The sequence below is a fragment of the Nocardiopsis camelliae genome (assembly GCF_028993595.1).
GTDB lineage: Bacteria > Actinomycetota > Actinomycetes > Streptosporangiales > Streptosporangiaceae > Nocardiopsis > Nocardiopsis dassonvillei.
Genome location: NZ_CP118614.1, coordinates 3,748,810 through 3,768,004, shown reverse-complemented (window position 1 = coordinate 3,768,004; position 19,195 = coordinate 3,748,810). Strand labels below are relative to the sequence as shown.

The 19,195-nt window shown below is 73.2% G+C and carries 11 protein-coding genes; 6 read left to right on the top strand and 5 right to left on the bottom strand.

The window, feature by feature from the left end:
- Positions 1 to 59: 59 nt before the first annotated feature.
- From queC to folE, 3 genes are all read left to right on the top strand, one after another.
- Positions 60 to 791, top strand: coding sequence for a 7-cyano-7-deazaguanine synthase QueC (queC, locus tag PV789_RS16555; RefSeq protein ID WP_274973468.1), 732 nt, complete (start codon positions 60 to 62; stop codon positions 789 to 791).
- Positions 792 to 1,121: 330 nt separating this feature from the next.
- The gene (locus tag PV789_RS16550) at positions 1,122 to 1,790 is read left to right on the top strand and encodes a 7-carboxy-7-deazaguanine synthase QueE (RefSeq protein ID WP_302475402.1); all 669 of its coding nucleotides are present in this window, start codon (positions 1,122 to 1,124) and stop codon (positions 1,788 to 1,790) included.
- Complete coding sequence (folE, locus tag PV789_RS16545) at positions 1,787 to 2,365, top strand: GTP cyclohydrolase I (protein ID WP_274973466.1); 579 nt, start codon at positions 1,787 to 1,789, stop codon at positions 2,363 to 2,365. The genes PV789_RS16550 and folE overlap by 4 nt, the downstream gene beginning before the upstream one ends.
- Before the next feature lie 685 nt (positions 2,366 to 3,050).
- On the opposite strand, the gene PV789_RS16540 is transcribed toward folE, so the two are convergent.
- A complete protein-coding gene (locus PV789_RS16540; protein WP_274973465.1) occupies positions 3,051 to 13,820 on the bottom strand; it encodes a hypothetical protein in 10,770 nt (3,589 codons plus the stop codon).
- A gap of 832 nt (positions 13,821 to 14,652) precedes the next feature.
- On the opposite strand from PV789_RS16540, the gene PV789_RS16535 reads away from it, so the two are divergent.
- The 3 genes from PV789_RS16535 to PV789_RS16525 all read left to right on the top strand — a co-directional run bounded on the left by PV789_RS16535 (position 14,653) and on the right by PV789_RS16525 (position 15,942).
- Positions 14,653 to 15,045, top strand: a complete 393-nt coding sequence (locus PV789_RS16535) for a YbaB/EbfC family nucleoid-associated protein (RefSeq protein ID WP_274973464.1) — start codon at positions 14,653 to 14,655, stop codon at positions 15,043 to 15,045.
- A 42-nt stretch (positions 15,046 to 15,087) separates the two neighbouring features.
- A complete protein-coding gene (locus PV789_RS16530; RefSeq protein ID WP_274973463.1) occupies positions 15,088 to 15,441 on the top strand; it encodes a hypothetical protein in 354 nt (117 codons plus the stop codon).
- A gap of 189 nt (positions 15,442 to 15,630) precedes the next feature.
- On the top strand, positions 15,631 to 15,942 hold the full coding sequence (locus PV789_RS16525) for a Rossmann-fold NAD(P)-binding domain-containing protein (protein ID WP_274973462.1): 312 nt from the start codon (positions 15,631 to 15,633) through the stop codon (positions 15,940 to 15,942).
- Between the two features lie 64 nt (positions 15,943 to 16,006).
- Here the strand turns inward: PV789_RS16525 and PV789_RS16520 are convergent, their stop codons facing one another.
- The 4 genes from PV789_RS16520 to PV789_RS16505 all read right to left on the bottom strand — a co-directional run bounded on the left by PV789_RS16520 (position 16,007) and on the right by PV789_RS16505 (position 19,180).
- A complete protein-coding gene (locus PV789_RS16520) occupies positions 16,007 to 17,539 on the bottom strand; it encodes an AfsR/SARP family transcriptional regulator (protein ID WP_274973461.1) in 1,533 nt (510 codons plus the stop codon).
- A 286-nt stretch (positions 17,540 to 17,825) separates the two neighbouring features.
- Complete coding sequence (locus PV789_RS16515) at positions 17,826 to 18,242, bottom strand: spore-associated protein A (RefSeq protein WP_274973460.1); 417 nt, start codon at positions 18,240 to 18,242, stop codon at positions 17,826 to 17,828.
- 54 nt (positions 18,243 to 18,296) lie between these two features.
- A complete protein-coding gene (locus tag PV789_RS16510; RefSeq protein ID WP_212644091.1) occupies positions 18,297 to 18,710 on the bottom strand; it encodes a spore-associated protein A in 414 nt (137 codons plus the stop codon).
- 50 nt (positions 18,711 to 18,760) lie between these two features.
- Complete coding sequence (locus PV789_RS16505) at positions 18,761 to 19,180, bottom strand: spore-associated protein A (protein WP_212644092.1); 420 nt, start codon at positions 19,178 to 19,180, stop codon at positions 18,761 to 18,763.
- Between the last annotated feature and the right edge of the window lie 15 nt (positions 19,181 to 19,195).

Below are 19,195 nucleotides of genomic sequence, written 5' to 3'. Positions count from 1 at the left end.
CGGGCGTCCCGACCGGGGCGCTGACTGCCGGATCGCCCCATGTGTGGACGGAGACGCCGATGCGAGTACAGGACACACCGCGAGACGAGACCGAGGGGGACCCCTTCACCGTGGTCGTGGTGTTCTCCGGCGGGATGGACTCCACGACACTGCTCGCCCACTTCGCCGCGCTGCGGTTCCGACTGGTCGCGGTGACAGTGGAGTACGGGCAGCGGCACGGGAAGGAGGTCGACGCCGCCCGGGCCGTCGCCCGCCACTACGGCGCGGAGCACCACGTTCTGGGAGTCACGGGCTTCGGGCCCCTGCTCAGGGGCTCGGCCCTCACCGACGCCCGGGTGGACGTGCCCGACGGGCACTACGCGGAGGAGTCCATGCGCGACACCGTCGTCCCGAACCGGAACGCCGTGCTGGCCAACCTCGCGGCTTCGGTGGCGGTGGCCAGACGGGCGGGCACCGTGGCCCTGGGCATGCACTCCGGCGACCACTTCGTGTACCCGGACTGCCGTCCCGCCTTCGTCGACGCGCTGCGCCACCTGGTGGGGGTGGCCAACGAGGGGTTCGCCGCGCCGCGCGTGGAGGCCCCCTTCATGGCGTGGTCCAAGGCCGACATCGCACGGCACGGCGTGCGCCTGGGAGCGCCCCTGGAACGCAGTTGGTCCTGCTACAAGGGGGGCGACGTCCACTGCGGCACGTGCGGGACCTGCTACGAGCGCCGCGAGGCCTTCCAGGAGGCCGGACTCCCCGACCCCACCGAGTACCTCGACGGCGTCACGCGCTTCTCGGCACCCTGATCCCGGATCTCTCGGTGACCACCGTGATGCGCTCCGTGCCCGCCTCGGCGAACCTGGGAACAAGGGGGTCGACCCATCGACCCCGGGCATCCCGGAACGGTCCGCTCCCTCGGCGGGCCGACGCATAGACCGTCCCGGCCCCGCCCGTCGGCCCCACCGCTCGCACGACCACGGGTGCGTCGCGCATCCCGCGCTCTCCCGCGACGGGCGGGCTGCGGGCGGGGCGGGGCGGGGGCCGCGAGCGAGGCCACGGGATGCGACGCGAAAGGAGGTGAGGCCGTGGGAACGCCGAGTCTTGTAGTGAACGAGATATTCGGCCCTACTTGAACCATCCAGGGAGAAGGGCCTTCACTCGGGCGCCGTTGCGCCTTCGTGCGGCTGGGCGGGTGCAACCTGTCCTGCCGTTGGTGCGACACGCCCTACACCTGGGACTGGACCGGTCTGGGCGACACCAAGGTCGCCTACGACCCCAAGGAGGAGCTGAGAGCGGTTCCCTACCAGCAGGTCCGTGACCGCCTGGTCGCCTACGAGGTCCCCCTGATAGTCGTGTCCGGCGGTGAACCGCTGAACCAGCAGACCAGGCTCCGTCCGCTGGTGCGGGACCTGCGGGACTCGGGTCACGACATCGAGGTGGAGACCAACGGAACGATCATCCCCGAACCCCGTCTGGCGGAGCTGGTCAGGTTCAACGTGTCACCGAAACTGGCCCACTCGGGGGACCCGGAGGACAGGCGCATCGTCGGCCCGGCCCTGGCGGCCCTCGCCGCGCTGCCGGGGACCGCCTTCAAGTTCGTCTGCCGTACCGAGGCCGACCTCGACGAGGTCGGGACGCTCGTCGAACGGTACGGCATCGGGCCGGTCTGGGTGATGCCGGAAGGGCGGACCCGGGAGGCACTGGACAGGTCCCTCGTCCGGTTGCGGGATCCCGTCATGGCCCGCGGTTGGAATCTGACCACCAGGCTGCACATCATGCTGTGGGGCGATCGGAGAGGTGTATGACGCTGGCAGACCTACCCCATGACCCCGCCGTGCGCGATCCGTTGGAGGACGTGGCGCGGCAGCTCCTCATCGAGATCGGTGAGGACCCGGACCGCAGTGGGCTGCGGGACACCCCGCAGCGCTTCGCCCGATGGTGGAGGGAGTTCAGCGACTACCAGGCCGGCCGGGTCGAGACCAGTTTCCCGCTGCACACCGACGGACAGATCGTCATGGTCTCCGACGTCACCGTGTGGTCGCTGTGCGAACACCACCTCCTGCCCTTCTCGTGCGTGCTCACCATCGCGTACCGGCCGGACGAACGCGTGCTGGGGCTGTCCAAGTTCGCCCGGATCGCCCATCGCCACGCGCACCGCCTCCAGGTCCAGGAACGCCTGGTACGCGACATCGCCGAGGAGGTCTCCAAGGTGGCCCATACGAACGACGTCGCCGTCATCGGTCGCGGTGAGCACCTGTGCATGTCCATGCGGGGCATCCGGACCCCGGCTTTCATGACCTGCTCGGCCTTCGACGGGATCTTCCGCGACTACGGTCCGCCCCGCGACGAGCTGGTCAGGATCGCCCTGTCCGGGAACTGACCGCCGCGTCCATCCGCCGTTCGGCCGGAGCGGTGCCGGGGCAGTCCCCGGGCGCTCGGCCGCCACACCTGGGGACCCTACGACGTTCCACCCGCCGCCCCGACGTCTGCCCGGGCCCGTGCCCGGTCCGGGCGGCGGGGCGTGTCGGACTCGGGCGGGGCGGGCATCGAGACTCCTCGGGGCACACGGCTCAGGGCGGCGCCAGACGCCCTCCAGAGCGGTTCCGGGACGCTGTGGCGGGTCCCCGTCTTCGTCCTGGCAGGGGACGGGGCGAGACGCAGCCCGGAGAACTGTCTACGCCAGGTGCGTCAGTCGACGCCAGGAACGCAACAGGAACCGTATGCGGGCGGGTTCGGTGGATTTCTCGGCTACGTGCGGGGCACGCAGTTCCTCCAGGCCCGCCGCACGGGACTCGGGGCGTCGGCGTCCACCCCCGTCCCCCGGGGTCGTCGACCCTTCCGGCACAGGACCGGAGCGCCTCCAGCCGCAGGGTGTCGGCTATCCCGTCCTCCCGGCCGCACGTCTACCCGGGTCCGGGGAGGCGTCCGTTCTCCTCGGCCGGTCCCCGGTCCGTCATCTCCATCAGGAACACGGCGGTCTCGTCGTCCGTGTTCGGCACGGGCGCCGACCGGTCCGGAACCGGCCGCGGATGGTCCCGTCTCGGGACCGGAGGACTCCTCATCGGTCACCGGTCGGCTCCGGAGGGGCGGGGCTGCGTGTTCAGGGCGCTGTGGAACGCTTCCAGGAGCGAGTCCGCCGCGGGCCCCGCCCCCGGTCGCGTCGTCGTGCCCCCTCCGTCGGGCGCGGTCGGGGTCTCCCGGGGCGTGAGGCCGAACACCGGGCTGAGCTGGCTCCCCAGCGGTGCGCTGGAGTCGGGGCGGGGCGCCGCCGGCGGGGAGCCGGGCGGGGTGATACCTGCCAGGTGGGCGGCGGTGGCGTTGGTCGCGGTGGTCCAGGCGGTGACGGCGTCGTTGTAGGCGCCCAGGGCGGTCCGGTAGGCGGTGGCCTGGGTTCCGTAGGCGGTGCGGGCGCCGTCGAGGGCCGCGCGGTTCGCGGGAGTGGGGTCCGCGGCGTGGGCCTTGTACGCGTCGAGGTAGGCCTTGACCAGCGCGGGGAGTTCGGCGCGCTGCCCGGTGTAGGCGGCCTCGGCGTCGGCCATGGCCTTGGCGGCGTCGTACTCGGCGGTGATGGGCGCTTCGGCGGCGTCGGCCTGTCCGGAGGTGAGGACGCCCAGGGCGACGGCGTCGCTCCGGGAGATCCAGGCGCTGGTCCTGTTGGTGTGGTGGGAGGTGAACTGCCGGGGGGCGGTGCCGCCGAAGAACGTCTTCTCGTCGGTTCGGGCGCCGGTGGTCCAGGTGGTGTCGAACTCCACCAGGTAGGCGGTGCCGAGCCGCTGGCGCTCCATGTCGGAGGGCTCTCCGCTGGCCAGGCCGTCGCCGGTGGGCGAGTCGCCGGTGACGGTGCGGACCGTGGCGTCTCCGGAGCCGGTGAGGTGGGCGTTGCGGTCGTTGTCGTCGGGGTCGACGGTGTGGTGGCCGGTGGGCCGGAAGGCCGTGGTGGCGGTGGTTCCTCCGCCCTGGGAGCGGCTGTGGGAGACGCTCCGCCCTTCGGCCTCCTTGTGGACGAGCCGGGCGTCGGGGCGCGCGGTGACGATACGGGCGCCGGTGAAGTCGGGGGTGGCGGCGACACGCCACTGAGTGCGTCCGATTCGCAGGATGTCGGTACCGGAGGGGCGGCCGAGGTTGTGCGAGAGGAGGCCCTTGAGGGCCACGGGATTGAGGGAGTTGTCGATGGGGGTGTAGCGGGGGTCGAGTTCGAGGTGGTCGGCGATGTGGCGGCGGGCGTCGTCGGTGGCGCGGGCGTGGTGGGCGCGGAGCCGGTCCAGCTGCTCGGCCGTCGGGTCCGCTCCGAAGTCGGGGGCGGCCGGGGGCTCCCACCCTAGGGACGCGGCGACGGTCCGCAGCGCGGTGTCGCGCAGGTCGGGGCCGTGGACGGCGGTGGGCATGATGACGGCGTCGCGCAGCGCGTCCGGCGGCGTGGTGAGCTCCCCGGTGGCGGTGGTGACGGCGCCCGCGAGGGTGTCGCCCGCGCGGGGGTCGGCGGTGGGCGGCGCGGGCACCGTGTCCAGCGGTGCGGCGGGGGCAGCAGGCGGGGTGAAGTCCAGCGACGAACCCAGGTGGAAGGTGCGTACCCGTCCGCCGTCCACCGTCGCCGTCTCCACGACCGGTTGCTTGTACTCCAGGTACGGCGCCCTCTCTCCCCGCCGGACTCCCGCGGTGGGCACGAGTCCGTCGCCGTCGACCTCGATGGTCAGGGTCAGGGACGCGTCCTCCGTCATCTTCAGGTAGGGGCCGGAGGACTCCATCACGATGGTGTGGGTGGTCTCCGAGGACGAGGACAGCCCCTCGGACGCGTTCCGGGTTCCACTGGTCCCCGCGGCTGGCGAGGCGAAGAGGAGGCTGCTGTCCGGCGGCCGGTCGCTGCCGCCGTTCATGCCGCTGGACTGCCAGGGGAGGAAGTCCAGGCCCGTGGTTCGCGAGGTCTGCCGGGAGTCCTGGTGCGAGTGCTCGGCCTGCCAGGAGTGGCTCTCGACGGTGGCGGCGGCCGAGGTGACGTAGTCGACCCTGGGGTTGGTCCTTTCCAACTCGACCAGGACCCGTGCGGGCTTGGAGAAGTGGGCGTTGCGGTCCGTCGACACCACGTTGACGGCGATCGGCGGGAGTGCGTCCGTCGCGGTCCCCAGCTGCTCGGACAGGGTCACTAGCAGGCGCTCCTTGCCCCCGCGGCTGAAGGTGAGCCCGTGGGTGCGCAGCCGCGTCTCCAATGAGTCCACGGCGCGGGCGGGGTCGACGGGGAGGCTCTGCCTGCCCGCGCTGTCGAATCCGGCGCGGACGCGGGCGTGGGGCGGTGGTGCGGGGTTGGTCTGGGTCGAGGGTTCGGGGGCACCGTCGTCCCCGTGGGCCACGGCGTCGGTGATGATGCCGGCCTGTTCGGCGTCGCGTGCGGTGATGTAGCCGGAGACGAGGTCGTCGACCCGTGCCCTCCATCCGGCGTACCTGTGGGTCCACCAGTTGGGGAGGTTGAGGCCGCGGTGCTTCTTGAACTCCCACGCCTGCGCGATCGAGCCCGCGGCGGTGAAGGCGTAGACGGCCGCCGCCTTGGGCAGCAGGAGGAGCCCCGAGGCGGAGGAGACCCCGGAGTCCGTGGTCTCGCCGCGGCGGAGGAAGCTCCGGTTGTGGGAGGGGCCCGCCATGGGGATGACGCCGTCGGCGGTGGACCGGTCGACGCCGGATTCGGCCCCGCCCTCCTCGATGGAGTTGGTGGTCCCCCCGGCGAAGCCCGTGAACCGGGCGAAGAAGCCGCTGATCCTGGTGACGGCGGCGGACGCCGTCGACGACGTCTCGGACTGGACGGTGACCTGTGCCCTGGCCAGCCTCAGGTCGGTGATCTCGCCGACCGTGACCCTGGTGACCCCGGTGGCCCGCATGTCGTTGGGGGACAACCAGGTGCCCCGCATCTCGATCCGCCTGCGGCGGCCCGACTCCGAGAAGGAGGCCGGGTCGGAGGCCACCGCGGTGGGGGACATGAGGTTGGAGAAAAGGGTCGATCCGCCGACGCCGTCCAGGAAGGAGGAGAGCTTCATCCGTCCCCCGTCGGACCAGAACCGGCGTGGACGGGAGAACACGTCGAGAGTGCGGCGCAGGAGGTTGCGGCCCGGTCCCGTGTTGTCCTCCTCCCGGAGCAGGGGGTTGACGTGCTCGATGACCGCACCGTGGTCCAGCAGGACACGCGTGTTGTCGGTCGGCGGGTCGGCAGGGGCCTCACCCTCCGCCCCGGAGGTCCGGGTGGCCCCCTCGGGCGGTGCTGCCCCGATCCCGCCCTCGGCCTCCGGTACGGCCTCCTCGGGAGAATCGCGTCGCCCCGGGCGGGGGTCGAGCATCTCCCGCGCCTCTTCGGGGGTCAGCCCCGACGGCGCCCGGCCGTCCCGGCCGGGCGCCGGCCGCGCGGAGACCAGGTTGTCGCCGACGGTGGTGGGCGTGACCACGGAGTAGGCGGCCTTGACGGGCCGGTCCAGCAGGTCCGTACCCTGGCTGGTCCCGCCGGCCTGCTCCTCGGCGTCGTGGTCGTGCAGACGGGCGCTGAGGACCACCTCGCCGCTCCACCGGTCCGAGCCCTCGGGGAAGAACAGGCGGGCGTCGGACTTGTGCCCCGTGCCGTACGCCGCGTCGAAGTGGTCGACCCGGTTCCAGCCCGCCGAGGCCATGAACCCGCCGAGCAGCCGGGCGATCCCGCGGGCGTCGCCCTCGGCCGAGCGCACCATGCCCGAACCCGCGGAGACGGCGAGGGTGAACGCGCTCCCGGTCGCGGACTCGGTGGAGGCCGAGGCGGTGCCGCGCACCCGAAGGCCCGTCTCGGCCGTGCTCGTCCCGTCGTGGGACAGTCGCCCGAACTCGGCGTGCAGGCGGACGGTGACCGTGTTCGGGCGGATGAACTCTCTCAACCTCGCCATCAGGGTCGGGTCCACCGTCGCCGACTCCCGGAGCCGGACGGGCAGGCCCTCCCCGGGGCGGGCGAGCCTTTCCAGGTCGTCCTTGCCCAGGGTGCTCTGGAGGGTGTCACGCACCAGCATCGTGTTCTTGTAGGCGGTGTCGTAGGAGCGGCGGAACCCCCAGCGCTCACGGAACGAACGCTCGAAGTAGGAGGCGCCCTCCCGTCCGGGCCTGCGGGCGTAGGTGTCCCTGTCGCGGACCAGTTCGGGGATGACCAGGCCCGGGTGCTCCCGCGCGATACCGGCCAGCACGTCGTTCAGGTATCGCTCCAGGACGCCGTGCCGGCCGTCCGACGTGACCGGGGGTGTCGGCTCACCGGTCCCCCCGGTCCCCCCGGTCCCCCCGGTCCCCCCGTCGTCCCCGGTCGCGCCGTTGCCCCGGACGACCGGCCGCTCGCCGTCGCTCCCGTCGCGGGGGGCGGGACCGCCCCACTCCAGGCCGAGGAAGTGGGACCCGCGGAAGTGGACGGGGTTGTCGACGTCCAGGTGCGGGAAGGGCGGGCGCCGCTCGTTCCCGCCCCCGTTGTCGGGGGTCTCCTCGCCCCGTGCCGCCCGGTCCAGCCGGCCCGCGGTCTCGCCGGGGAGCAACTCCACACCGGTGACGGTGAAGTGGTGGGGGTCCGCCTCGCCCTGGACGTGAACGGACAGGTCGTGGGAGGCCTCGTAGGCGGCGAACTTCTCCGTGGAGGAGACGTAGCGGCTGAGGGACCGGTGCTCGCCCGAGCCGGAGGCGTTGTGGCTCTCGGAGTGGAGCGACTGCCACCAGGTGGCCTCCACATGGGGGGCGTTGACACGCAGGGCCCCTCCGGAGGGGAGCTCGGCCATCACGCCGAAACCGGTTCCCCCCGTCAGGGTGAAGCTCGTGTTGCGGCTCTGGGTGAGGCTGGTGCCGTCCTCGATGCTCTCCTTGAAGGTCGCGTCGTCGATCAGCGGGCTGTGGTCCTTGATCCGGTAGTCGCGCGGCCTCGCCGAGAACTCCAACATCACCTCGCCCAGGCGGGGATGGGAGGCGCTCACGGTGACCGGCCCCCGGTCCAGGTGGGGGAGGTACTCCTGGAAGGAGTCGTTGTCGAGGACGTGCCGGATCTCGTCCTGCCAGCGCGCGATGTCCTGGCCGGTGCCCGGCCCGGTGAGGTCCTTCATCCACTGGGCCGCGGTGTTGGCGCTGGTCGCCTCCCTGTTCAGCCGATAGGCGTCGGAAACCAGGTAGTCGGCGATCCAGGAGCCCAGGTCGGTGTGCGCCGGGTCCTCCCCGGCCGAGGCGTTCGGCGTGACGCTGTGGACGGCGATGGGCAGGCCGCCCGTCGGGCCGAGGTTGCGGGGCCGGTGCCCGGGGCCGCCCTCCTCCCCGGCGCCCGGGGTGAGGTCGATGTGCCCCGGCATCCCGTCGGGCCGCCCCTGGACCTCGCCGGCCAGGGTGAACACCATGCCGTCACGGATCACCGAGGAGCCGACCGGGAGGTCCACGGCGGGCGCAGGGGCCTCCCCGGTGTCCCTCCCGTTGGTCCCGCCCGCGCCCGGTGCCGTCCCGCCCCCTTCCGGCCGCGCGGTCACCTCGGCCCACACCCGCAGGTCGTTGGCGTAGAACTCGGGCTTGGCGAAGGCCGTGTACTCGATCTTGGAGGCGGCGGTGGTCGTCCCGCCGTGGGACGCCGCGCGCTGCCCGCGTGAGAAGCTGCCGCCGGCCGTCACCCACGGTCCCGCCGCGGACCCGGTGACGTCGCCGAGCAGCAGAGGGCTTCCCGTGAAACGCGCAGCGAGGATGCGGCGCGGGTCGTAGGACGAGGAACCCCCGGTGGCGGCGGAGCGGCTGCGCTCCTCCGCCCGGGACTCCAGGGGCGCTCCCGACGCCCGGTGCTCGACGTCCAGGTGCCGGTACCCGGCGGGGTCATCGGACGCCAGCGAGACCCGGACGGTCCAGGACCTGGGGGCGGCGCCGTCCGTCCCGGGGTCGGTGACGGTGATCTCCCGGCCCCCGGGCGCGAAGAAGGCGGACATCCCGTGTTCGTGCGCCACCCGGTTCAGGGCCGTGTCGACCAGCCGGGAGAGGCCGGGCGGCGGGTCGGTGATCCGCTGGCCGACGATGTCCGCGACCGCTTGGTGGACCGCCCTGGTGAAAAGGCGGTCGGGGCCGCTCAGCCGCGAGGTGACGAGGTAGTCCAGGTCGTACCGTGCGTCCGTCTTCTCGCGCAGGCGGGACGCCGACGTGAGGTCGCTGGGGAGCAGCGCCTCGGCGCGGTCGGCCGAGAGCGCGGTGTCCTGCGCGTGCCGATGGGCGTCGGCTAGGTCTTGCGCGGTGCGTCCGAGCAGGTCGCGGGCGCCGTTCACCAGCGCGTCCGTCCGCCTCAGGTCCGACTCGACCCTCGTGGCCGCCGGATGGGCGCTGTCCGGGACGGCGTTCAGCGCGGCGGACACCCGGCCCAGGGCACTCAGGGCGGCGGTGGTACCGGCGACGCGTGCTGGGTCTGCGGAGGCCTCCGCGCCGGTACGCGCCTGCCGCGCGGCGTCCGCGGCCTCCCGCGCCTCACCGACGGCGTCGGTGAGGCGCCGGACCGCGTCCCGGGACTCCTGTGACCGGCGGGGGCGTGCGGTGTCGGCCAGGATCCCGGCGCGGACGGCGTCCTCCGCCCGCGCGAGCCGGTTCCGCGCGATCCCGGAGCGCCGGTAGGCGTCGTCGGCCGCCATCCGGGTACCGGCGGAGTCGGACGCCGCGCGGTGCGCGGCCGCGATGAGGGCTTCGACGGCCGCGGTGGTGGAGTCGTGGCGTGCGGTGGCGGCTTCCTCCGCGCGCGCCCGCGCCTGGTTCCGCTGCCGGTCCGCCCGGTCGCGGCCGGAGCGGACGTTCGCCTCGTGGCCAGCGGCGGTGCGGTGGGCGTCCGTGCCGGGGGCGGCCGCCCGGGTGATCCTCTCCGCCAGCGCGACCGACGCGGCGGTCCGACCGGCGAACCCCTCGGCCTGGTCTGCGGCCAGCCGCACCGATCCGGCCCCGTCGGCGGCGGTGTCCCGTTCCCGGACGGCCTGTTCCGCCGCGGTGACGGCGGCCGCGGTGTCGTCCGCGGACCGCGCCGCCCGCGCGGCCCGGTCCGCGGCCTCGCGCGTGACACGCAGGGCGGTGGCGGCTCCGGCGGCGGCCCGCTCCGCCGCGCCCGCGGTCCGCTCGGCTTCTCCGGCGACGCGAAGGGAGACGGCGGTCAGGGCGCCGTCCGCGGTCGCGGCGGCGTCGCGTAGGGCGGCGTCGGCGTCCCGCGCGTGGCGCTCCGCCCCGTCCCGCAGCCGCACCGTCTCCTCGTGGCGGGCGCGGACGGCGGCCTCGGCGTCGGCGGCGGCTCGGTGGGCGTCCGTGTCCGGAGCCGTCTCCCGGACCGCCTGCCCGGCACGGTCGAGAGCGGCGGACGTACCGCGGACGGCCTCGGCTGCCAGGCGCGCCGCGTCCCGTGCCGCTCCGGCCGCGCGGCCGGTCTCCTCGCGTGCCCGGGCGGCCTGTTCGGCGGCGGTCACGGCGTCCGCGGTTCCGGTGGCGGCGTCGGTCGCCGTCCTGGCCGCCGCGGAAACCCGGTCCGCCGCCGCGCGTGCCAGCCCCAAGGCGTTCTCGGCCGTTCCGTGGGCCCGATCCGCCACGGTTTCGGCCTCGGAGGGGGAGAGCGGGGCCGGCGGGTCCCCGGTGTCCCCCTCCGTCGCACGCGTTCCCGGGTTCCCGGTCCGGTCCGGCGCCGACGACTCCCCGGACCGTCCTTGCGGAGCCGATGCGTCTCCGCCACCGTCCACCAGCGCCGTGTTGACGGTCGTCACCGTGTCCGGTGCACCGTAGGGGGAGGGCCCCCGGTCCGCGGGGTCTCGCATCGCGTAGCGGACGTAGTCCGTCGTGAGCCGCCCGCCCGGGAGCCAGAGCCGGGCGCGCGCCGGGTCGTGGCGGTCCCGGAGGTTGCGTTCGACGCCCCGCAGGAGTGTGGCGGCGTCCTCGGCCTTGTCCGCCGGGAAGGCGTCCGGGTCGGCGGGTGTCCGCAGGTTCGCCGGGTCGGACAGGGTGAAGACCAGTCCGAGCGCCAGGCTGCGGGCCCTGCGCACGGAGGGGTTCTGCGGGGCGCCGTCGTCGGGGCGAGGGGAGAGCAGGTTCTGTATGTCCGCGCTCACCGCCCGGGCACGCGCGACGTCCCCGTCGCCCAGATGCCGTCGGGCCTGTGCGACCAGGTCAGCGGCGTGTTCGGCGCGTGCGTCCGCGGGGTCGGCGGCGGGGGGCGACTCGCCGCCGTCCGCCTCCGGGGGCGTGGTCCCGGGCACGCCCTCCTCGGACGGTGCGGGCCCGGTGCCGGATCGGGCCGAAGGAGCACCGCCGCCTTGCCCGCGCCCGGTTCCGGACTCCCCGCCCGTGTCGGTGCCCCCGTTCCTCCGAGTGGCGTCGCGGCGGTCCGCCGAGGACTCGGTCGCCCCGGGCGGGGGCACCTGCGGGTCGGTGCGCACGGCTGCCGGGGTCGGCCCCGCCGAGGGAACGGAGACGTTGGGAGCGGGCCCCGCCGGACCGCTCTCGGTCACAGGGAAGGCCAGGAGGCCGGGTCCGGAGGCTTGGCCCGGGGCTTCTGGCAGGCCCTCCGGGGCCTTCGCGTCCTTCACCACGGGGTGAGGGGTGTCGGCCCCGGGCGATGCGTCCTCTGCGTCCGGCCACGCGGTGTCCAGGCTCGACGTGTCGGACGCGGCGTCGTCGAACAGCGACGACGTGTCGGAGTCCGTGTCGCCGAGGGAGGCGTTGTCGTCGGCGTCGTCCCGGAGGCCCGGGGCGCCGCCGGTGGGGTTCAGTGAGGCGTCGAACGAGTACGGGGGCGCGTTCGTCCCCGACCGTTCGGCTGCGGAGGGGGTCGGCCGGGGACGGATGGACGCGCTCTCCGTCGGCGGGGCCGCGGTCTCCCGGATGTCGGCCGGGGCGGGGGGCTCCGCGGTGACGGGGGAGGGGGAGACGTTCCGCTCGGGGCCGGTCTTTCCGGCGGGAGCCGGTTCCGGAACGGACCGCGTCGTCTCCTGCGCTCCCGGGCGGGACGGCTGGGCCGCTTCGCCGGACGGACGGCCGGGGGGAGCCGCGCCCTGCGGCGGCGCGGCGCGGTCGGCACCGGTCTGGGGCGTCACGGCGGCCGGGGGCGGCGGGGGGATCTTGGTTCCCTCCTCGTGCGGGGGTGCCGGGGTCCGGTCACGTGAAGTCCCGGCGCCTGCGGCGTCATGGCCACCGGTGAAAGGGCCGGGGGTGCCTCCGCGACGGTACGCGTCGGTGTGGCCCGCCCCGTCCGGGATGTGGTCCCGCTGCCTTCGGACCGCAGGGGCGACCTGCTCTCCGGCTGCCGGGGAACCGCCGGGGCGGTGCGCGTCCGCGCCGCTCGCCGGAAACCCGTTCCAGCCGCCGCGCGAGCGGTCTCCGCCATCCTGTGCGGGGGCGGGCCCATCGACGGTGACGGTCGGCACGAGGCTGGTATCGGGGGCGTCGGGACCGCTGGCGGGCGTCGGCCCTCCTTCGCCGTCGCCGCTGGGGGGCCACGCCGTGTGGGCCTGGCCCTTCCCGGTCCGGGTGGGCAGCTCCGGCTCCGGAGGCGGGGGGAGCTCGGGGGGAAGGAGGACACCGCCTGGGCCGCTGAGCGCGTCGATGCCCGCCAGAGCAGAGTCGGTGGTCAGCTGGTGGGTCGTGTTCATGGTCGCGCCGGACGTGGCGGACCAGGGGGTGACGACGAACCCCTGGCCGCTGGCGAGACTGCCCAGGCCCTCGCTGAGGAAGCCCTCCGCGGCCCCGGTCCCCGCGCCCAGCCCCAGACCCCGCAAGTAGGGCAGGAACCCCTGCGCACTCCGGTGCAGCGACCCGGCGAGGTTCTGCGGGACGTCGGACAGGTGCTCGCGCAGGGGCGTGGGCAGTCTGTCGCCGATCGTCCGGGAGAGCTGGGAGCTCAGGTCGACGCCACCCCACGAGCGGATCAGGGTGTCGGCGTAGTCGTCGCCCAGCCGCCGCGCCTGGTCGACGCCCATGCGTTCGGCGAAGGAGCGCTGGAACAGATCCGCCATCTCCACGCGGAAGACGTTCTGTTCGACCGTGTTGTCCCAGGAGCGCGCCCCGGTGGGGGAACCGGGGTGGAACGGGACCAGCATCTCGTCCCGGTGGCGGGTGAAGAGGTCCGCTAGGTCGTCGTTGAGCGCGTCCGGCGGGGGCGCGGGGTCCGGCACGCCGTTCCTGACCGGCGGTGGGGGCACGGGGTCCGGCAGGCCGCGCAGGTCGTCGATGCCACGGGTGAAGGCTTTCGCGAAACCGCTGTTGATGAACGCCCCGACGCCCCCGGAGATGCCGGCTGAGACGAGCCCTTCGATCACGGCCCCCACGTGCGCGTCGTGCACCAAGCGCTTGTCGACCCCGCCCCGGTCACCGTTGGCGATCTGGACGCGCTGGATCAGTGCGCCGAAGCTCGCGAAGACCTGGCTGACGACCTGGTGGCTGGGAACGGTGACGATGAACCAGGCGATGAGCCGCTGGATGGCCAGGCTCCGGATCGCCTTGAAGACGGGGATCCACTTCAGAGAGGCGCCGAAGGTGAACTTGGCCGCCGCGATGGCCCAGGTGATCTCGGCGATGAGCTGGGCCACCTGGACCCAGACCATCGCCACCATGTAGTCGACGTTCGCCGCCGCCTTGCGCAGCTCGGCCGAGAGCATACGGCTCGTGCTCGCCGCGTTGCCGATGTAGTCCCTGTCGCCGCTGGTGAAGGCTGCTAGGGAGCGGTTGTAGTAGTCGGAGGCCGCTCCGCCGAAGTTCCTCCGGACGCTGTTGCGCGTCGTGTCCATGACGTCGGAAAGCTCGTGCAGTTGCTTGTCGAGGAGGTCGTAGACCTCCGAAACGGCGCGCATGGCCGGTGCGCTGGCCCGGGGCAGGTCGATCCCAAGCACCACTTTGACGAAATCGTGTGCTGAGTCACCCATTTTCTGGGGGTCAAACAGCATGCCCGACCCCTTTCCAATCACACGTATCTGAAGCGACGGCAAGGGTAACAGCAATGTGGAGAGGCACGGAAGCCGCCCCCTGGGTTTCAAGGTGTTCGCGGTGGCGGACGCGGGCTTTTGTTGCGTCTGCGTTTCCAGCTTTTCTGATCGGTTGCTGAGGGTGAAGGGGGGTTTCGGATATGTATAGTTGCGGCTCTGCGGGTTGCATTCCCCCTGTCTGGTGCGGTACCTGTTGTGTCGGGCACAGGGGAATGGTTCGCAGGGGTGACCCGGTTCCGTGCGGTGAGTCCCCTTGTCTCGGCTCCTTTTCTGTTCCTCCTGATTGCATTTCTGTTTCTTTTTCCGATGTGCTTCTCCAGGGGAGGGCTTCCTGTCGGGACACGGATTGATCACAGGTGAGGGGGTTGCGGTTCGGGGTTCGGCCGGGCGTGCCTCCGTCCTCCGGGGGTGGAGTCGGCACCGCGCGCTCGGGGAGACGGGTGGGGGACGACTGCGAACGGAGTTTTTCACCCCATTCGGAAGGCGTGCCGGTGCGGTGCCCTTTGCTGCGCGAGCCTGTGTGACCGAGGTCGCATTTATGGCGTGCCGGTTTCTGCGCCCCCGCTCGGGCTCGGTCGGTCGCCTCGGCGGTGCTCGGCGGGCTTCCGGGGCATCGTCGGGGGACGGCGGGGCCCAGGTGGCTCCGCCCGCTGTGCGAAGCGCCGTCGGCGGGGCGCGCTTTCACGGGCCGTTCATGCCGTGAACGATCTGAGTAAAACCTTGAAGGAGATCGGGCTAAATGAGCTCACCGATACGGGAGAAGGTGGAGGCCGAACTGCGGCGGCTCGATACGACGTTGAGGGCGCTCATGGAGACGGGCGCGGCCCTGGAGCCGGCGACCGAGGAGGCCACGGCCGGGAACCGGCTGGTGACCGCGAAGGCCGACGCGGCCGGTGACCTCGTCGGGCTCGTCTTCCACACCGACGGGTACCAGGGCATGGCCGCCGCCGAGTTGTCGGCGACGGTCGTCGAGGTGATCGACCGCGCCCATCGGCGGATGGTGGAGCGGGCCGTGCAGGCGTACGACTTCGCCGCCCCCGAAGGCGTCGACACGGCCCCCGTGCTGCGCGGCGAGATGGACGTCGAAGAGGGCCTGCGCACCCGGGGCCTCTCCCCGGACGGTTCGAAGTGACCGTCCGACCGCAGACACCAGGCAGCGACCAGGAAGAGGACGATGTCCGCACCACATGACCGGCTCTCCGTCGACGTGGACGGGATCGGGCGGCACAACAGGCTCGTTTATGAGGCTGCCGACTTCACGGACGAGATGGTGGCCGCCGCGCGCGGCGCGATCATGTCCCTCGGTGAGGCGCCCTGGGGGGATGAGGGGGAGTACTCGAAGCGGATGCAGGAGACCCTGGGCGAGGCGGAGAAGATCCTCTGGCAGCTCCTCGACTACGTGGCCGTGGCGCAGAGGCAAGCCGCCGACGGGGCGGTCCGCACCGCCCGCGGCTTCTCCGCCGCCGAGGACCTCAACGTCGACGTCTCCGGCTCGTTCGACCCGCGCACGCACAGCGGACGCCGCTGACGGCTGCACGCACGCGGTCCGGTCCCCGCCTCCGGGCTCGCGTACACGATCCTGCGCAACGGCTGGTACGAAGAGCACTTCGCGCTGCAGCTAGACGAGGCCCGCGCCACCGGCGCCTTCGTCGGCAGCGCGGGCCGGGGCCGCACCGCCGGCGCCTCGCGCCGGGACCTGGCCGAGGCCGCCTCCGCCGTGCTGCGCGACCCGGCGGCGCACGCGGGCGCCGTGTACGAGCTCTCCGGCGACACCGCGTGGACCTACGACGGCCTCGCCGCGACCCTGGGCGAACTGCTCGGCCGCGAGGTCGTCTACCGCGACCTGACCACCGAGGAGCACGTGGCGGCCCTGACCGGGGCCGGACTGGACGAGGGCACCGCGCGCTTCGTGGCCGCGCTGGACACCAACACGCGCGATGGCGAACTGCCCGCCACCACCGGGGAGCTGTCCCGCCTCATCGGTCGGCCGACCACCCCGGTCGGCGAGACCCTGCGCGCCCTGCTCTGACCCGCGCCCCGTCCGCCCCGCTCACGGGAGGACGGGTCCACCGGGCCGCCGGGACCGCCGCCCCTCAGCCGGAGTCCGGGTCCGAGGGGGCCAGGGTCAGCGGCGGCCCGGCGGACGGCCCCGGAACGGGGTCGGCCACGACGTCGGGCCAGGGCAGGTCCACCGCGGAGGTCCCGGCGGCGAGGGCTGCCGCGGCCAGCCTCAGCGTCAGCGGCAGCCGCCCGCAGCGGTCGGCGATCCGGGTGACCAGCGCCAGTTCCGCGACCCGGGCCCACATCCCGGCCACGGACAGGAACAACTCGACCGAGGACTCCTCCGACAGCACGTCCAGCGGCAGGGGGCGGGCGCCGAACAGCGCGACCAGCCCCGTCAACGGGTGCCGACTGGTGATGAGCACGACGCTGCCCCGGCCGGTGGGCAGCAGGGGAGCGAGCTGCTCGACCGAGGAGGCGTCGTCGAACAGGAACAGCAGACGCTGGTCGGCCGTCACCGACCGGAAGAGCTTGGCGAGCTCGTCGGCGCCGGTCGGCAGGGACCCGGGGTCCGCGCCCAGCCCGCGCAGCAGCTGGCGCAGCGCGTCCTCGGGCCGGGTGGGCTCCTCCCCGGAGGAGCGGCCGCGCAGGTCCACGTAGAGCTGGCCGTCGTGGAAGCGCTCGCGGACGGCGTGGCTCCAGTGCAGGGCCAGCGCGGTCTTGCCGACTCCGGAGACCCCGGTGAGGAGGAACACCGCGGGCCAGCGGTCGGCCCCCCGGTCGTCGTCCAGCGCCTGGTCGAGCACGGACAGCTCCGCCGAGCGGCCGACGAACTCACCGACGCCGTAGGGCAGTTCGGCGGGGCGGACCCGGTGGACGACGGGCGCGCCGGCGCGCGTGCTCCCGCCGTCCGGCTCGGCCGTGAGCAGGTCCAGGTGCAGCTGCCGGAGCCGGGCGCCGGGGCCGGTGCCCAGCTCCTCGGCCAGCCTCTCGCGCAGCGTCGCGTAGACCTCCAGCGCCTCCCCGGTGCGTCCGCAGGCGTGCAGGGCCGACATCAGCAGGCCCGCGAAGCGTTCGTGGGTCGGGTGCTCCGCGCACAGCGAGAGCAGTTCGGGGACGGCGGCGGCTCCGCGGCCGAGGCCGATCTCGGCGCCGTACAGTTCCAGCAGGGCGTGCAGCCGCCTCTCCTCCAGAGCCGGGCGCGCGTGGGCGGCCAGTGCCGGTGTGACGCCGCCCAGCGCCGGGCCCGTCCACAGCGAGAGCGCGGTGCGCAGGGTCCGGACCGCCTCGGCGGGCCGGTGGGCGGCGCGCTCGGAGTGCGCGCGCACCAGCAGCCGTTCGAACACTCCGCTGTCCGTGGCCTCGGCCGCCACGCTCATCCGGTAGCCGCAGGCGCTCCGGACGATCGTGTCCGCGCCCAGGGCCTTGCGGAGTCCGTGCACGTGCGCCTGGAGCTGGGACCGTGCGCTGCGCGGAGGGCGTTCGCTCCAGACCAGGTCGATGAGCCGGTTGTCGGAGACGACGGTGCCGGGTTGCAGGAGGAGCGCGGCCAGGACCGTGCGCCTTTTGGGCCCTCCTGTGCTGACCGGACGTCCTTCGGAGTGAACCTCGACAGAACCGAGCATGCGGTACCGAATCCCTGACAGATCGGTCTCCACTCATGAACTCCCTGACGCACGATGAACGCTCCGCTGCGCAACGTCGCGGAGCATACGGCACTCGTCGGCGTACCGTCCACCTACGCGGGGAGGAGCGCGGAGAGTGTCCGGAGCGGCTCTGGGGTGACCTGGGGGTTTGGGTTTCGGCCCGTGCCGGGCTCGTTGCGCTAACCGACACAAACGCTGCTGAGGCGGGCATGGGTCGGGCGGCCCCGGGCCGAACACCGGCCGGAGCCGCCCGCGAGAGGTCCGGTCAGCCGCAGTTGGTGCCGCGCTTGCCGCCCTCGGTGCCGGTGATGCGCCCCATCCAGTCCACGCACCTGTTGGCCGCGTTCAGGTAGATCGGACCGGCGTAGGTGGTGTAGTAGCCGCCGTCGAAGACGTCCCAGTGGTTTCCGGCGGGACTGATCGACAGGCCCGCCTCGATGAGCACGGCCGAGCCGGGGTTGTTGCGCTTGGCCACGACGCAGTTGTAGCCGTTGGAGCTGTTGTAGGTCAGGAAGACCGTGCCCTTGGAGCCGATGCTGTCCTGGTTGACGACGCCGTATCCGGAGCCGCACTCGCCGCCGTAGGTGGCCGCGGCGGCGGGTGAGGCGCTGACGAGCAGACCGCCCAGACCGATACCGGCGGCCGCGACGACGGCCGCGGCCCTCTGCGCGAGCTTCTTCATGTCATGTCCGATCGTGGTTCGGGGGTGTGCGGAGGCAGGGGAGCGGGGCGGGGCTCACCCGCAGTTGGTGCGGTAGACGGTCTCGGTGATCGTGCCGATGGTGCCGCCCCAGTCGACGCACTGGCCCGCCGCCGACAGGTAGACGGGACCGGCGTAGGTCGTGTAGTTGCCGCTGTCCCTCTTCCAGGACGAGGTGCCGTTGACCCTGACGAACGCCTCCATCGGCGCGGCCGCGCCCGGGTTCGTGCGCACGGTGACCACGCAGTTGTAGCCGTTGGAGTTGTTGTAGGTCAGGAAGGTGGTGCCGCGGTTGTCGGGGAACTCGACCTTGTTGACGACCCCGTAGCCGGACCCGCACGCCCCGTTGTAGGAGGCGGCGGATGCGGGGGCGGCGGTGGCCATCAGGCCCGCCGCGGCGATCCCGCCTGCCGCGGCGAGGGTGGCGGCCTTCTTCAGGAGGTTGCGCATGGTGCTCCCAGTCGTGCGTCGGCGCGCCGCCCGTCGCGGCGCGCGGGGGGTCAGCCGCAGTTGGTCCCGTTGCGGTTCTCGTTGGTGCCGCTGATGTTGCCGAACCAGTCCACGCACGAACCGGCCGCGCTGCGGTAGACCGGACCGGCGTAGGTCGTGTACTGGCCGCTGTCCACCTCGGCCGCGCTGGCGGGGTCGCTGGTGCGCTTGAGGCCGACCGTCATCTCCACCGCCGAGCCCGGGTTGGCCCGGACGGTCACCGCGCAGTTGTAGCCGTTGGAGTTGTTGTAGGTGAGGAAGACCGTGCCCTTGGAACCGATGTTGGCGTAGTTGACCACGCCGTAACCGCTGCCGCAGACACCGTTGTAGTCCGCCACGGGAGCCGCCGCCGACGCGGGTGAGGCCAGTGCCAGCGAGCCTGTGGCCAGCGCCGCCGTGAGCAGTGCGGCGGTACGGAACTTCTTGAACATGGGGGAGCTTTCCGT

What these genes read in the sequence shown, in the direction of transcription:
- queC (WP_274973468.1), top strand. Translation starts at nt 60, where the DNA reads ATGCGAGTACAGGACACACCGCGAGACGAGACCGAGGGGGACCCCTTC.
- folE (WP_274973466.1), top strand. Translation starts at nt 1,787, where the DNA reads ATGACGCTGGCAGACCTACCCCATGACCCCGCCGTGCGCGATCCGTTG.
- PV789_RS16535 (WP_274973464.1), top strand. Translation starts at nt 14,653, where the DNA reads ATGAGCTCACCGATACGGGAGAAGGTGGAGGCCGAACTGCGGCGGCTC.
- PV789_RS16530 (WP_274973463.1), top strand. Translation starts at nt 15,088, where the DNA reads ATGTCCGCACCACATGACCGGCTCTCCGTCGACGTGGACGGGATCGGG.
- PV789_RS16520 (WP_274973461.1), bottom strand. Translation starts at nt 17,539, where the DNA reads ATGCTCGGTTCTGTCGAGGTTCACTCCGAAGGACGTCCGGTCAGCACA.
- PV789_RS16515 (WP_274973460.1), bottom strand. Translation starts at nt 18,242, where the DNA reads ATGAAGAAGCTCGCGCAGAGGGCCGCGGCCGTCGTCGCGGCCGCCGGT.
- PV789_RS16510 (WP_212644091.1), bottom strand. Translation starts at nt 18,710, where the DNA reads ATGCGCAACCTCCTGAAGAAGGCCGCCACCCTCGCCGCGGCAGGCGGG.
- PV789_RS16505 (WP_212644092.1), bottom strand. Translation starts at nt 19,180, where the DNA reads ATGTTCAAGAAGTTCCGTACCGCCGCACTGCTCACGGCGGCGCTGGCC.